General features: G+C 74.8%; 12 protein-coding genes. 6 read left to right on the top strand and 6 right to left on the bottom strand.

Annotated elements, in window-relative coordinates; genetic code table 11:
* Positions 1–266 precede the first annotated feature (266 nt).
* Together BS75_RS15320 and BS75_RS15315 are read right to left on the bottom strand one after the other, a co-directional pair.
* Positions 267–1,154 carry an alpha/beta fold hydrolase gene (locus tag BS75_RS15320; RefSeq protein WP_034088630.1) on the bottom strand — a complete coding sequence of 296 codons (888 nt, stop codon included), beginning with the start codon at positions 1,152–1,154 and terminating at the stop codon, positions 267–269.
* Between the two features lie 151 nt (positions 1,155–1,305).
* Positions 1,306–3,531 (bottom strand): DEAD/DEAH box helicase, encoded by a 2,226-nt coding sequence (locus tag BS75_RS15315; RefSeq protein WP_034088629.1) that lies wholly within the window; start codon positions 3,529–3,531, stop codon positions 1,306–1,308.
* A 555-nt stretch (positions 3,532–4,086) separates the two neighbouring features.
* Here BS75_RS15315 and BS75_RS15310 point away from each other — a divergent pair.
* Positions 4,087–4,830, top strand: a complete 744-nt coding sequence (locus BS75_RS15310) for a ferritin-like fold-containing protein (RefSeq protein ID WP_034088628.1) — start codon at positions 4,087–4,089, stop codon at positions 4,828–4,830.
* A gap of 33 nt (positions 4,831–4,863) precedes the next feature.
* On the opposite strand, the gene BS75_RS15305 is transcribed toward BS75_RS15310, so the two are convergent.
* The 3 genes from BS75_RS15305 to BS75_RS15295 all read right to left on the bottom strand — a co-directional run bounded on the left by BS75_RS15305 (position 4,864) and on the right by BS75_RS15295 (position 6,436).
* Positions 4,864–5,157 carry a hypothetical protein gene (locus BS75_RS15305; RefSeq protein WP_034088627.1) on the bottom strand — a complete coding sequence of 98 codons (294 nt, stop codon included), beginning with the start codon at positions 5,155–5,157 and terminating at the stop codon, positions 4,864–4,866.
* A 261-nt stretch (positions 5,158–5,418) separates the two neighbouring features.
* Positions 5,419–5,646 (bottom strand): DUF3107 domain-containing protein, encoded by a 228-nt coding sequence (locus BS75_RS15300; RefSeq protein ID WP_034088626.1) that lies wholly within the window; start codon positions 5,644–5,646, stop codon positions 5,419–5,421.
* Positions 5,647–5,776: 130 nt separating this feature from the next.
* Positions 5,777–6,436, bottom strand: coding sequence for a TetR/AcrR family transcriptional regulator (locus BS75_RS15295; protein ID WP_034088625.1), 660 nt, complete (start codon positions 6,434–6,436; stop codon positions 5,777–5,779).
* 392 nt (positions 6,437–6,828) lie between these two features.
* On the opposite strand from BS75_RS15295, the gene BS75_RS15290 reads away from it, so the two are divergent.
* Positions 6,829–7,830: an alpha/beta fold hydrolase gene (locus BS75_RS15290; RefSeq protein WP_042441104.1), complete on the top strand. Its 1,002-nt coding sequence runs from the start codon at positions 6,829–6,831 to the stop codon at positions 7,828–7,830.
* A 48-nt stretch (positions 7,831–7,878) separates the two neighbouring features.
* Here the strand turns inward: BS75_RS15290 and BS75_RS15285 are convergent, their stop codons facing one another.
* Complete coding sequence (locus BS75_RS15285) at positions 7,879–8,295, bottom strand: hypothetical protein (protein WP_034088624.1); 417 nt, start codon at positions 8,293–8,295, stop codon at positions 7,879–7,881.
* 377 nt (positions 8,296–8,672) lie between these two features.
* On the opposite strand from BS75_RS15285, the gene BS75_RS15280 reads away from it, so the two are divergent.
* The 4 genes from BS75_RS15280 (at position 8,673) to moeZ (ending at position 13,768) form a co-directional block, all read left to right on the top strand.
* The gene (locus BS75_RS15280) at positions 8,673–10,451 is read left to right on the top strand and encodes a DUF3492 domain-containing protein (protein ID WP_052069430.1); all 1,779 of its coding nucleotides are present in this window, start codon (positions 8,673–8,675) and stop codon (positions 10,449–10,451) included.
* Positions 10,420–11,439, top strand: coding sequence for a hypothetical protein (locus BS75_RS44285; protein WP_052069429.1), 1,020 nt, complete (start codon positions 10,420–10,422; stop codon positions 11,437–11,439). Before BS75_RS15280 ends, BS75_RS44285 begins: the two co-directional genes overlap by 32 nt.
* Before the next feature lie 109 nt (positions 11,440–11,548).
* The gene (locus BS75_RS15270) at positions 11,549–12,460 is read left to right on the top strand and encodes an NAD-dependent epimerase/dehydratase family protein (RefSeq protein ID WP_034088623.1); all 912 of its coding nucleotides are present in this window, start codon (positions 11,549–11,551) and stop codon (positions 12,458–12,460) included.
* Between the two features lie 129 nt (positions 12,461–12,589).
* Complete coding sequence (gene moeZ / locus BS75_RS15265; RefSeq protein WP_034088622.1) at positions 12,590–13,768, top strand: adenylyltransferase/sulfurtransferase MoeZ; 1,179 nt, start codon at positions 12,590–12,592, stop codon at positions 13,766–13,768.
* The last annotated feature ends 58 nt before the right edge of the window (positions 13,769–13,826 follow it).

Genomic DNA, 13,826 nt, shown 5'->3' with positions numbered 1-13,826 from the left:
GGCTCCTCCACTCCTCAGCCCACTCTGCGGTGGCGCCGCTTCGTCGGCATTGCCCGATGGTTAAACCTGGGTATCGGGGCGCCCTGAAGGTCGAGGGGAGCGCACGGTGTGCACGCTGATGAACGAGAGTGCCGGGCAGAGGGATACCGACGCCGAGAACATTACCGAAGCTAACGATTATTGTCGCCTCGGTTCCGTGAAACTGACGGGTTCCAGGCGGAGTCTGAGCGTTTGTCACCGAGCCGCTGACAGCCCCGGCCGGAATCTCAGCAGGAACCCCAGAAGCGGACCAGTTCCGCCGCCGTCTCCTCGGGCCGCTCGGCATTGGGGGAGTGTCCGGCACCGGCCACCGTCACCTGGCGGGCCTCCAGCCGCTCGGCCATCCCGGCCTGTTCCGGCACCGGCCAGGCGTAGTCGCGCTCGCCGGAGAGCACCAGCTTGGGCAGCTTCACGGCGGCCAGCTCGGCCACCCGGTCGGGCTCGACCACCAGTTGCCGACCGGTCACCCGCAGCGCCGCCGGGACATTGGCCAGCCAGCGCCGGTGCAGGAAGTCCGCCACCTCCGGGTCCCGCACCGGTGCGCTCCCGGCGGCGGCGTCCATCTCCTGCATCACCTGCCAGATCGCCTCCAGCTCCATCACCGGCGGCAGCACCGAGACCAGCAGCTCGGCGCGCTCGGCCTCGTCCGTGCCGACCGGGCCCGGACCGGTGCCCATCAGCGTCAGCGAGCGCCAGGGCAGCGGTTCGTCGCCGGCGGCGGCGTGCAGCAGGGCCTCACGGACGACATAGCCGCCGAAGGAGTGGCCGAGCAGGTGCACCGGGCCCTCGGCGCCCGCCGCTGCGGTGACCGCCTCGGTGACCGCCGACAGGTCCCGGGCGAGCTCCGCCAGGGAGTAGGCCGCCTCGTCGTCCGGGCCGCCGGTCTCGTGCTGGCCGCGCTGGTCCACCGCGACCACCTCGAAGCCGGCCGCCGCCAGCGGCTCCAGCAGGGCGATGAAGTCCTCCTTGCTCCCGGTGAACCCGGGCACCAGCAGCGCGGTGCCGAGGGTTCGGCCCGTCGGCCGGGCGTGCAGGGCGGCGAACTCCCCGCGTCCGGTGGTCAGCCGGACGCTCCGGGCCGAGGCGGGCAGGGTGAGGAAGGGTGGCGTGCTCATGGGGGCGAGCGTAGCCAACCCGGATGACGGCGGGACGGCGGCGGCCGGTCGCCGCGCTGCCGGTGAACGCGCTGCCGGTGAACGCGCCGGTGGCGGGGCTGGGCCCGAAGCCCGACCCCGCCACCGGGTGTCGCGGTACTGCCTGCTGCGCCTAGCGGCGCGGCATCCGCTCGGAGGCCGGCGTCGAGGCCGCGGCGGCGGCCAGCCGCTCGCTGCGGCGCATCCGGCGCGGGGCGGCCACGGCCTCCTCGGCGGCCGGCGCCGACGAAGCCGCCGGCACCTTGGCCTCGGGCGCACGCCGACGGCGCGGCGCGGGGACCTCGGCCGGGGTGGGTGCAGCGGCGGGGGCGACGGCCTCGGCCGCGCCCTCGGGGCGCGCCGCCCGGCGCCGACGGCGCTGGACCGGAGCCTCGTCCTGGACCTCGGCCACCGGCTCGACAGTCGCGACCACGGTCTCGGTCTCGGCCGGCGCCTCGCTCGCCCGGGTGCTGCGACGGCGACGCCGCGGCGCGGGGGTCTCGGCCTCGGCCACGACGGCCTCCGCCTCGACGACCGCCTCGGCGGCCTCGACCACGGCCTCGGCGTCGGTCGCCCCGACCGGCTTCGCGGCGCTGCGGCGGCGACGGCGCGGCGCGGGCGCCTCGTCCTCGGCGACCGCCTCGGCGACCGCCTCCGCGATCGCGGCGGCCGGGGCGATCTCGGCGGCCGGAGCCTCGACGGCGTCCACCGCCTCGGCCGCCTTGGTGCTGCGACGACGACGGCGCGGCGCGGCGGCCTCGGGCTCGGCCTCGACCGCGGGGGTCTCGGCGACCACGGGGGTCTCGGCGACCACGGCCTCGACCGGCTCCGCCGCCTCGACCGGCTTGGCGCTGCTGCGGCGACGGCGGCGCGGGGCCGCCTCCTCGGCCGACTCGACCGGCGGGGCCTCGACCACCGGGGTCTCGACGACCCCGGTCCCGGCCGCTGCGGCCTCGACGACCGCGGTCTCGACGACCGTCGCCTCGACGACCGCCTCGGCCGCGCCCGCTCCACGGGTGCGGCGGCGCTGCCGCTCGCGGCGCGGACGCTCCTCCGCCGGGGCCGCCGGGGCCTCGACCGCTGCGGCCGGACGACGGCTCTCGCCGCGTCCCGCGCCCCGGCCGCCGTCCCGGCTCTCGCCGCGCGCGGCCGGACGGCCGCGTCCGCCGGGCTCGCCCAGGTCCTCGATCTGCTCGGCGCCCAGGCCCGCACGGGTGCGGTCGGCGCGCGGCAGCACGCCCTTGGTTCCGGGAGCGATGTTCAGCAGCTCGAAGAGGTGCGGCGAGGTGGAGTAGGTCTCCTCCGGGTCCGCCAGGCCCAGGTCCAGGGCCTTGTTGATCAGGCCCCAGCGCGGGACGTCGTCCCAGTCGACCAGGGTGACGGCGGTGCCGGAGGCGCCCGCGCGGCCGGTGCGGCCGATGCGGTGCAGGTAGGTCTTCTCGTCCTCGGGGCACTGGTAGTTGATGACGTGGGTCACACCCTCGACGTCGATGCCGCGGGCGGCGACGTCGGTGCAGACCAGGACGTCGACCTTGCCGTTGCGGAAGGCGCGCAGCGCCTGCTCGCGGGCGCCCTGGCCGAGGTCGCCGTGGACCGCCCCGGCCGCGAAGCCGCGCTGGGTCAGCTGGTCGGAGACGTCGGCGGCGGTGCGCTTGGTCCGGCAGAAGATCATCGCCAGGCTGCGGCCCTCGGCCTGGAGGATCCGGGAGACCGTCTCCACCTTGTCCATCGAGTGCGCCCGGAAGGCGAACTGCTTGACGGCGGCGACGGTCGCGCCGGTGTCGTCCGGGGCGGTGGCCCGGATGTGGGTCGGCTGGGTCATGTAGCGGCGGGCGAGGCTGATGACCTGGCCCGGCATGGTGGCCGAGAACAGCATGGCCTGGCGCCTGGTCGGCAGCATGGTCATGATCTTCTCGACGTCCGGCAGGAAGCCGAGGTCGAGCATCTCGTCCGCCTCGTCCAGCACCAGGATGCGGACCGAGGAGAGGTCGAGCTTGTGCTGCCGGGCCAGGTCGAGCAGTCGGCCGGGGGTGCCGACGACCACGTCGACGCCCTGCTGCAGCGCCTCGACCTGCGGCTCGTACGCGCGGCCGCCGTAGATGGCGAGGACGCGGACATTGCGGACCTTGCCGGCCGTCTGCAGGTCGTTGGTGACCTGGGTGCACAGCTCGCGGGTCGGTACCACGACCAGCGCCTGCGGTCCGGTGGTGAGCTCCGCCGCGGTGCAGCGGCCGGCGTCGACGTCGGCCGACACCCGCACCCGGTCGATGATGGGAAGGCCGAAGCCCAGGGTCTTGCCGGTGCCCGTCTTGGCCTGGCCGATGACGTCGTGGCCGCTGAGGGCCACGGGGAGGGTCATCTCCTGGATCGGGAACGGACTGGTGATGCCAACGGCCTCAAGGGCCTCTGCGGTCTCGGACAGAATCCCGAGGTCTCGAAACGTAGTCAGGGCGATGCCTCTTCCGGTGTGGGCGGCCGGGCGTGGGGCGGCCGGGCACCCGGTACATGCGTGTACCCGGGGGCGCTGACCGCAACCGGCGTCCTCGCGGGCCGTCCCGCGCGCCGGCTCCGAGGTCGCATGTCACATCACATGCACGGTCGGGCGGCACAGCGGGAGGCCAATGATGGGAGGCCCGGCGCGGGACCGCGTAGGTGCGGTCTGCGGCGGCCCTCGCTCGGCCACTGCGGGCCCTTCTTGGTCCGTCCCCGGATCGGAAGGGCTGGGTCGGTCGGAGCCGATCGTTCCACCGACCGGGCATCCGTCTGCGTGAGAAAGGGGGTGTGCGCCACTGGCGCATACGCCGGTCCTCACTACCACCATACCGTCAAGCGAATGATCGAACACGTGACGCGGGATACACGACGGGTTTGCCCCCCTTCGGACGGGGCGTCGCCGAGCACTAAGGTGCCGCGTATGGAGACCCCTCAGGACCGCAAGGACAGCCGCAACGCCGGGGAGGCGCACCCCTCGATCGGCGACTGGGAGAGCTGCGCGGCCGATCCGCAGTACCGGGCCGCCGTCCTCGACCTGCTCGGCGCCCTCGCCTACGGCGAGCTCAGCGCCTTCGAGCGGCTGGCCGAGGACGCGAAGCTCGCGCCGACGCTGGACGACAAGGCCGCGCTCGCCGGGATGGCCGCCGCCGAGTTCCAGCACTACCGGCTGCTGCACGAGCGGCTGGTCGAGACCGGGGTGGACGCCACCGCCGCGATGACGCCCTTCGCCGAGCCGCTGGACGGGTTCCACCGGCTGACGGCGCCCGCCGACTGGCCGGAGAGCCTGGTCAAGGCCTATGTGGGCGACGCCATCGCGTCGGACTTCTACCGCGAGGTCGCGGTCCGGCTCGACGACGACACCCGGGCGCTGGTGCTGCGGGTGATGTCCGACACCGGGCACGCCGAGTTCGCGGTGGAGAAGGTCCGGCTGGCCATCGAGGCCGACCCGCGGATCGCCGGCCGGCTGGCGCTCTGGGGCCGGCGGCTGATGGGCGAGGCGCTGAGTCAGGCCCAGCGGGTCGTGGCGGAGCGCGACGCGCTGTCCAACCTGCTGATCGGCGGGGTCGAGGTACGCGGTTTCGACCTGGTCGAGGTCGGCAAGATGTTCAACCGGATCACCGAGCAGCACACCAGGCGGATGGCCGCGCTGGGCCTCGCGTCCTGAGCTTCCGGGCGCGGCGCTCCGGGCAGTGGCGCCTCAGGCGTGGTGCGGGCGGCGGTGGGTCCCGTGCGAATGCGGCCGCGGGCGCTGGTCCGGCCGGGCCAGGACGGAGACCAGCAGGCCGGAGCCGAGCAGTGACACCAGCGCGGTGAACAGCAGGTGGTCCGTTCCCAGGATGATCCGGGCCACACCGCCGATGAGCAGCGCCGAGGCGACTCCGGTCAGTACGGTGAGGGTGCGCGGGGCACGGAAGAGCTGGGGCAGCAGCAGCACGGCTCCTGCTCCGACGACCAGTCCCACCAGGGCAAAGGTCAGAAAGTCCAGCGCCACGGGCCCTGCCTCCTCCCGGTCGCAACCGGTTCGTCCCTGCGTGCTCCGTCGCCGTGCCGGCCCTGCCGGGCCGCACACTCAGGAACTACCCAGGTGGACGCCTGGGCATGCGGCGGCGAACCGTCCGGATCGGGTTCCCGAACGGAATCACTCCTGGGCCTTACCCGGCGGGCGACTCGCGCGGGCGTCCGCTACGACGACGGCCCCGCACCCCCCGTTCGAGGGGTGCGGGGCCGTTGGCTGCGGGTACGGGACCTCGCCTCAGATCGCGCCGAAGCCGACCTTGCGCGCGGCCTGCTCGCCGATCTCCACATAGGCGAGGCGCTCGGCCGGGACCAGGACCTTGCGGCCGTGCTCGTCCGTGAGCTTCAGCAGCTTGGCGCTGCCGTCGATCGCCGCGGCGACCGCGCTCTCGACCTCTTCGGCAGACTGCGAGCTCTCGAGAACGATCTCCCGAGCCGCGTTCTGCACGCCGATCTTGACCTCCACGGCTTCGTCCCTCCGGCCCCTCAAGGCGTGTAGCTGGTGATCCATGCGCGGAAGATCCGCGCCGTACGCGCCCACCTTACGGCTTCGGAGCGCCGTGCCGGGGCCCGGCAGGGCAGGTTGGAGCGGGCGCTCAGTGCGCGGCCGGGTCGCCGCCGTGCATCGGGAAGCCCTTCAGTCCGCGCCAGGAGAGGCTGGACACCAGCCGGACCGCCTCGTCGCTGGGGATGCTCCGGCCCTGGGACAGCCAGAACCGCGCGGTGATCTGGCACAGGCCGCAGACGCCCACGGCGAGCAGCATGGCCTCGTCCTCGGGGAGGTCGGTGTCCTCCGCGATCACCTTGCTGACCAGGGTGGCGGTCTCCCGGGTGACCTTCTCGACGCGCTCCCGCACCGCGCTCTCGTTGGTCAGGTCCGACTCGAAGACCAGCCGGAACGCGCCGGACTCGGCGCCCACGAAGTCGAAGTAGGCCTTGGTGGTCGCCAGTACCCGGAGCTTGTTGTCCGTGGTCGCTTCCAGCGCCGTGCGGATGGCCTCGACCAGGGCCTCGCAGTGCCGGTCCAGGAGGGCGAGGTAGAGCTCCAGCTTGCCCGGGAAGTGCTGGTACAGCACGGGCTTGCTGACGCCGGCGCGCTCGGCGATGTCGTCCATCGCGGCAGCGTGGTACCCCTGGGCGACGAAGACCTCCTGGGCCGCGCCCAGCAGCTGGTTGCGGCGGGCGCTGCGGGGCAGGCGGCCCGTCGTCGGTTTGCCTGTGCGCGGGCGCTCGTCCGTGTCCTGGGCAGCCGTCACGGCGCTCCTCACTCACGGTTGGGGGGCTCCGGTACGCAAGGGCCGGGTCGGTGACGGTTCCGTGCGGGTAGCCCCGCGACACCCCCGGTCCCAGCTCCGCGCGTGGCCGAGGCCGAGGCGGGTGGTGCTTCCTGGACCATCCTACTTGTCGGTAATCCTGCGGACTCCAGGTCGCTCGTAGAAAGTCTCGGTCAAGTGTTGTGCAAAGTCCACAACGCATCTCAGGGCATAACGCCTGATCATGGTGCATACCAGGCAAAGAACGTCAGTTCCCTGGGCCGGCTCCGGAGCCGTGCCGGAGCGGTGCCGGAGCGCCGCCCGGGCGGGCACGGTGGCGGGCCTGTGGCGGCCCTTCCCGGCCGCGCGGCACGGCCCGTTCTACCATCGTCACCATGAGCGTTCTGCCGGAACACCCCGAACCCGTGCGCAGCCCGTACCCGCTGACGGTCCCCGGGAGCCCGCTGGCCGTCGCGGCGATGGAGCCCGAGCGCGCGGGTCTGCCGCCGGCCGTCTTCGTCCACGGACTGGGCGGCTCCTCGCAGAACTGGACGCTGCTGATGGACCGGTTGGCCGGGGACGTCGACGGCCAGGCCGTGGACCTGCCCGGGTTCGGACAGTCCCCGCCGCCGGACGACGGCGACCTCTCGGTCAACGCCCACATGCGGGCCGTCGTCGACCACCTGGAACTGTCCGGGCGCGGCCCGGTCCACCTCTTCGGGAACTCGCTGGGCGGGGCGGTGGCCACCCGGCTGGCCGCGCTCCGGCCCGACCTGGTGCGGACGCTCACGCTGATCTCCCCGGCGCTGCCGGAGGTCCCGCCGCAGGCCTCGGCGCTGCCGACCGCGCTGCTGGCGATGCCCGGGGTGCCCGCGCTCTTCGGCCGGCTCACCCGGAACCAGCCGGTCGAGCAGCAGACCGAGGCGGTGCTCGACCTCTGCTACGGCGACCCCGGGGCGATCGACGCCGAGCGGCGGGCCGAGATGGTCGCCGAGTACCAGCGACGGATGGCGCTGCCCTATGCCATGGACGTGCTGGTGCGCACGGCGCGGGGCATCGTCCGGGCGTACACCGAGCGCGGTCCGCAGGCGCTGTGGCAGCAGGCGGAGCAGGTGGTCGCGCCGGTGCTGCTGGTGTACGGGCTGCGGGACAAGCTGGTCTCCTACCGGATGGCCCGCCGCTCCGGGCTCGCCTTCCGCGACTCCCGGCTGCTGGTCCTGCCCGAGGCAGGGCATGTCGCCATGCTGGAGTTCCCCGAGCTGGTCGCCGGGCACGTCCGGGCGCTGCTGGCGGAGGCGGCGGGCACGGCGCCGGACCCGACCCGGAGGACCACGGCCGGAGGCGGTCCGGGCGCCGCCGGCCCGGATGCCGAGTCGGTGGCGGCGGTCAGGAAGTAGGTCAGGAAGCAGCGGCGGCGGCGCGGCGCAGCGCGGCGGCGAGCCGGGTCAGCAGCCGGTCGCCCGCCGGGCCGCCGGGGGCCAGCCCGGGTACCGCGCGGCCAGGGCGCACAGCGCGGCCAGCCCGGGCGCGGTCCCGAGGGCCCGGGTCGGACGCCGACGCGCGCGGCGCGGCGCGGCCGGGCTCCCCGGCAGCGGGCGCGGGTACCTGACCACGGCCGGGGGCCGCTGCGGGGACGGGGGCGCGGCCGGGCCGTAGGCCGTCGCCAGGGTGCGGACGGGATCGGTCGGCACCGGCAGGAGCTCCGTCCGCGCGGCGACCGGGGGCGCGAGGGCGGCGGGGCGGGACCCCGGGCCGGTCGGCGGGCTGCTCCGGGCCGCGGTGGCGCAGCCCGTCGGCAGTGCGCTCGCGCAGACCAGCGCCAGCAGGAAGAGCAGCCGGCCGGGCCCGGTGCTGCGGTCCATGGTGAGCCTCCAGGGGAAGTACGGGGCCGGACGCGGTCGGCCGGGGCCGGTACGTCCCCTGGGGGAACGAGCGGACGGCGGCGGGGTTACCGGCCGTGCCGTGGGCCCGGGACGGGCGGGGTAACGCCGCCGGAAGCCGAGGGTTTCGCCGCTTCACTCCTTCGGGTGGTACGCACCCGGATGGCCGACTGATGGTCAGTCACCGGTCGTAGTTTCGTGTCCGTCGGGCCGAACAGACGTCGGGACGTTCACCGGAGCGGTCCCCGGTCCGGACGGATCCGATCCGGACCGCCCCGTCGGTCCGCCCCTCACGTCGAGTGCCTGTACGGCCTTACGCCCCGCCCGATCCCTCGCACCAAACAGCTCAGGAGGTCTCCATGCGCATTGCCCTGCTCACCGAGAGTGCCTTCCCCACTGCCCGGAGTGTCGAGGGCGGCTGGTGCGAACGACTCACCCGCGGGCTCCCCGAGCACGAGTTCGAGTTGTACGCGCTGGGTGCCACCCGGCACGATCCGCTCCCCGAGCCCTCACCGGCCCGGCTGCTCCGACTCCGGCACGCCGATCCGGCCGGAGGGCCGCTCGGCAGCCTGCTGAGCGGGGGAGTGCTGCGCGGCCTGCGCCGCCGCCGGGCGCTGACGGCCTACCGCGAACTGGTCCGCTCACTGGTGGAGCCCGGCGCCACCGGTGGCTTCGGCCCCGCCCTCTACGCGCTGGCCGAGGCCGGGCGTGGCGGCGGGCTGCCGGCCCTGCTGCGCTCCGGCGCGGCCCTGGACGTGATCGAGTCCGCCTGGCGGACCCCGGGCGCCCGGGGCACCATCGGCCCCGGATCCGTCGGCGAGCCGCTGGTCCGTGACGCCCTGGTCGCCGTCGACCTGCTGGAACGCTGCCTGAGACCGCTGTCCGCCCCTTGGTACGGCCGGGACGCCCTGGCGGCGGCCGACCTCTGCCACGCCGTCGACGGCGGTCTCGGGGTGCTGCCCGGGCTGCTGGCCAAGCACGACCACGGCACCCCGCTGCTGATCACCGAGCACAGCCTGCACCTGCGCGAACGGGCCCGGGGCTACCGCACCGCCCCCTACCGGTGGCCGGTGCGGGCGCTGCTGCTGGCCTTCTTCCGGCTGCTGGCGACCGAGGGCTACCGGCAGGCGGGCCTGATCACCCCCGGCAGCGCCTACGACCGGCGCTGGCAGCTGCACTGCGGCGCCGACCCCGAGTCGATCCGGGTGGTCTACCAGGGCACCGCGCGGGCGGGCGAGCCCCCGGCCGGGCCCGAACCCGCCCTCCCCACCCTGGTCTGGTCCGGGCCGATAGAGCCCTACGGCGGGCTGGTGGCGATGCTCCACGCCTTCGCGACCCTGCGCGGGCAGATCCCCGACGCGGTGCTGCGGATCGAGGGGGAGGTCCCGGTCGGCGGCCTGGCCCACGCGGAGCACTGCCGCGACCTGGCCCGCCGGCTGCTCCCGGACCGGCCCGACGCGGTCCGGTTCCCGGACGGCTTTCCGGACAGCGCCCCCGACACCTCCCCGGCCACCTCCCCGGACCGGGCGGTGCCGCCCGGGACCGGGGCCGAACAGGGCACCGTGCTGGTCTTCTCCGGCACCCGCGGGGTGCCGCCCCGGCTGCTCGCCGAGGCCATGCTCAGCGGCCGACCGGTGGTCGCCACCGACGTCGGTGCGGCCCGCGAGGTGGTCGGCCCCACCGGGCTGCTCGTCCCGGCCGAGGACCCGCTGGCGCTGGCGGCGGCCTGCGCCGCGCTGCTCGACGACCCCGAGCGCCGCTCCCGGCTGGGCACCGCCGGGCGGCTGCGCGCCCAGGAGCTGTACGCGGTCGAACCGGCCGCGTCGGCCTTCCGCGGGCTGTACCTGGAGCTGGTCTCGCGCTGGCCCGGTGCGGGCCCCGAGCCGGTGCCGGTGCCGGAGGACCTCGCCCCGCTCGCCGCCCTCGCCCGGCAGCCCTTCGCCCGCTCCGCCGACCACTGGCTGGGCAGCGCCCCGGACTGCCCGCCGGACCCCGGCCGGGGAGCGGCAGCGCGGCCGACCGGGAGGGGGAGCGCACGGAGCCGGTGCCGGTCGGGGCCGGGGCGAGCCGGTTGCGGGTGCCGGTCCCGGTGGAGGCGGGTGCCGGATGAGCGCCGATCCCGTCCACGACCTGCGTGAGCGTCACCAGCTCTGCTGCGAGGGCGCGGTGGACCCGCTGGAGATCGCCGCCGAGCTGGAGGCGGCCGGCATCGGTCCCGGCACCGCCTCCCGCTACCGGCACGCCGACGTCTTCTCGCTGGCGGACGAGCTGTACGCCCGGGTGCCGCGTCGGCCGGCCGCCCGGCCGGCCCTGGCGCCGGAGGACCCCTGGCGCCGGCGGGCCGCCCCGGCCTGGGCCGCCGCGCTGCTCTACCTGCTGCCCTGCGGGCTGCTCGGGCTCGCCGGGCGGCTGCTGGGGCCGTCCGCCGAACCGGGGGCCGAACTCGCCGCCGGGCTGCTGCTGGTCCTGGCCGCCGCCGTGACGGCCGGCCGGAGCCAGCCCCGGGGCGCCGTCCTGGGCTACGCCCTCGGCGTGGCCGCCCTGCTCGGCCTGGTGCTGTTCGGGCCCGGGGCCGATCCGGCCCTGGCTGCCGCCCCCGCCTGCGCCATGGGGGCGGCCGAGTGGTGTGCCCGCTGGTACCGGCACATCGGCTGGGTCCATCTCGACACCGCCCGCTCCGCCTCGGAGTTCCGAGAACGGATGCGGCCGGTGCTGCCGGTCGCGGTCGGCCTCTACCTCAGCGCCCTGGCCGCCGCGACCTTCGCCGCGCTGGTGCTGACCCGCCGTCAGGCCACCCTCGGCGGCGGTGTGCTCGCGGGCGTCGCGGCGTCCCCGGGGGAGGCCTGGGCCGCCCAGGGCTGCACCGGACTGGTGCTGCTGCTCGCGCTGCTGCTCTGGCGGTGCGGGCGTCGGCGCGACGCCCTGGCGGCGCTGCTCTGCACGCTGTCCGCCGTGGGCGTGGCGGCGGCGTGCCTGGGCGGTCCCGGCATACCGGACATCGGCCCGGCCCTGCTGTGGGGCTGCGGCCTGACCGCCGCGCCGCTGCTGCCCTACGCCTGGACGGTGCTCCGCCGGCCCCGGTCCCACAGGACGGCGCAGCGGCCGGGCCCCCTGCTGGTCCCCTGAGCTCCCGTACCAGGAGCTCCCGTACCCCGAGCTCCATTGCCCTGCTCCACGATCTGCCGACTCTGCGACATCGCGGGCCCGAGGGGCCCGTCCAAGGAAGGACCGCATCATGAGGGTGCTGCTGCTGGGGGCCGATGGATTCATCGGCCGCCGCGTCGCCGACCGCCTCTACGCCGACCCGGAACTCCAGGTGACCGTTCTGGGCCGGCGGGACACCGCCGACATCCGCTTCGACCTCGCGGCCGGCAGCCCCGGCGCGCTGGCCCGGTTCCTGGACGCGGTGATGCCCCGGGTGGTGGTCAACTGCGCCGGTGCGACCTACGGCAGCCCGCGCGACCTGGTCCGGGCCAACACCCAGGCCGTCGCCACGGTCTGCGAGGCGATCCGGCGCAGCCACGACCCGGCCCGGCTGGTCCACGTCGGCTCCGCCGCCGAGTACGGCCCGGTGGCCATCGGCACCTCGACCGCCGAGACCGCCGACCCGCGCCCGATCGGCCCCTACGGGGTCACCAAGCTGGCCGGGACCGAACTGGCGCTCTCCTCCGGGCTGGACGCGGTGGTGCTGCGGATCTTCGACGTGGTCGGCCCCGGGGTCCCGGCCGGATCGCTCTTCGGCCGGCTCTCCGAGGGGCTGCGCCGGGCGCTGGAGCGAGGTGAGCCGCAGGTCCGCGCGGCCGACCTGTCCGCCTTCCGGGACTTCGTGGACGTTCGCGACGTCGCCCGCGCGGTGCAGTCGGCGGCCGTCTCGGCCGCCACCGGTGTGATCAACATCGGCGGCGGGACCGGCGTCCGGCTGCGGGACGCGGCCCATCTGCTGGTCCGCGCCTCCGGCTTCGAGGGGCGGCTGCTGGAGGAGAGCCGCAGCCCGATCCCCGGCGCCGACGGGACCGACCGCCCCGGCGAGGTGCTCTGGCGCCAGGCCGACATCCGCACCGCCCGGGAGCGGCTGGGCTGGCGTCCCCGGGTCCCGCTGGAGGAGTCGCTGGCGGACATCTGGATGGAGACCGCCTGCCGGGTGTGACCGTCGGGACGCAGCGGGCCGGTGTCTCAGCGACTGTCTCGCACCTCGGACCAGGGGCCCTGGAATAGGGCACGGCGTGGCACTGTTGGCCGAAGAACCGTCACACGTTACCGACCACCGGAGTCCCCCGTGTCGCTGCCACCCCTGGTCGAGCCGGCCGCTGAGCTCACTGTGGACGAGGTCCGCAGGTACTCCCGCCACCTGATCATCCCGGACGTCGGGATGGCCGGGCAGAAGCGGCTGAAGAACGCCAAGGTGCTCTGCGTGGGCGCCGGCGGCCTGGGCTCGCCCGCACTGATGTACCTTGCCGCGGCAGGTGTCGGCACCCTCGGCATCGTCGAGTTCGACACCGTCGACGAGTCCAACCTCCAGCGCCAGATCATCCACGGCCAGTCGGACATCGGCCGGTCCAAGGGCGAGTCCGCCCGCGCCTCGGTCCTGGAGATCAACCCCTTCGTCAACGTCGTCCTGCACGAGACCCGCCTCGACGTGGACAACGTCAAGGAGATCTTCGCCCAGTACGACCTGATCGTGGACGGCACCGACAACTTCGCCACCCGCTACCTGGTGAACGACGCGGCCGTGCTGCTGGGCAAGCCCTACGTCTGGGGCTCGATCTACCGCTTCGACGGCCAGGCCAGCGTCTTCTGGGCCGAGCACGGCCCCTGCTACCGCTGCCTCTACCCCGAGGCCCCGCCGGCCGGCATGGTTCCGTCCTGCTCGGAGGGCGGCGTGCTGGGCGTGCTCTGCGCCTCCATCGGCTCGGTCCAGGTCACCGAGGCGATCAAGCTGCTGACCGGCATCGGCGAGCCGCTGGTCGGCCGGCTGATGATCTACGACGCCCTGGAGATGCAGTACCGCCAGGTCAAGGTCCGCAAGGACCCCGACTGCGTGCTCTGCGGCGAGAACCCGACCGTCACCGACCTGATCGACTACGACGCCTTCTGCGGCGTCGTCAGTGACGAGGCCCAGGCGGCGGCGATCGGCTCGACCATCACGCCCAAGCAGCTCAAGCAGTGGCAGGACGACAAGGAGGACATCTTCCTGGTCGACGTCCGCGAGCCCGGCGAGTACGAGATCGTCAGCATCCCCGGCGCCGTGCTGATCCCCAAGGGCGAGTTCCTGATGGGTGACGCGCTGGAGCGGATGCCGCAGGACAAGAAGATCGTCGTGCACTGCAAGTCCGGCGCCCGCTCGGCCGAGGTGCTGGCCGTGCTGCACTCGGCCGGCTTCGCCGACGCCGTCCACGTCGGCAGCGGCATCATCGGCTGGGTCAACCAGATCGAGCCGCACAAGCCGGTCTACTAGGCCTCACGCCACCGGCGACGACCTCGACGACGGCCCCCACCCGCTCCGGGTGGGGGCC

It is taken from the genome of Streptacidiphilus albus JL83 (genome assembly GCF_000744705.1).
GTDB lineage: Bacteria > Actinomycetota > Actinomycetes > Streptomycetales > Streptomycetaceae > Streptacidiphilus > Streptacidiphilus albus.
This window is presented reverse-complemented; position numbering and strand designations above follow the sequence as displayed.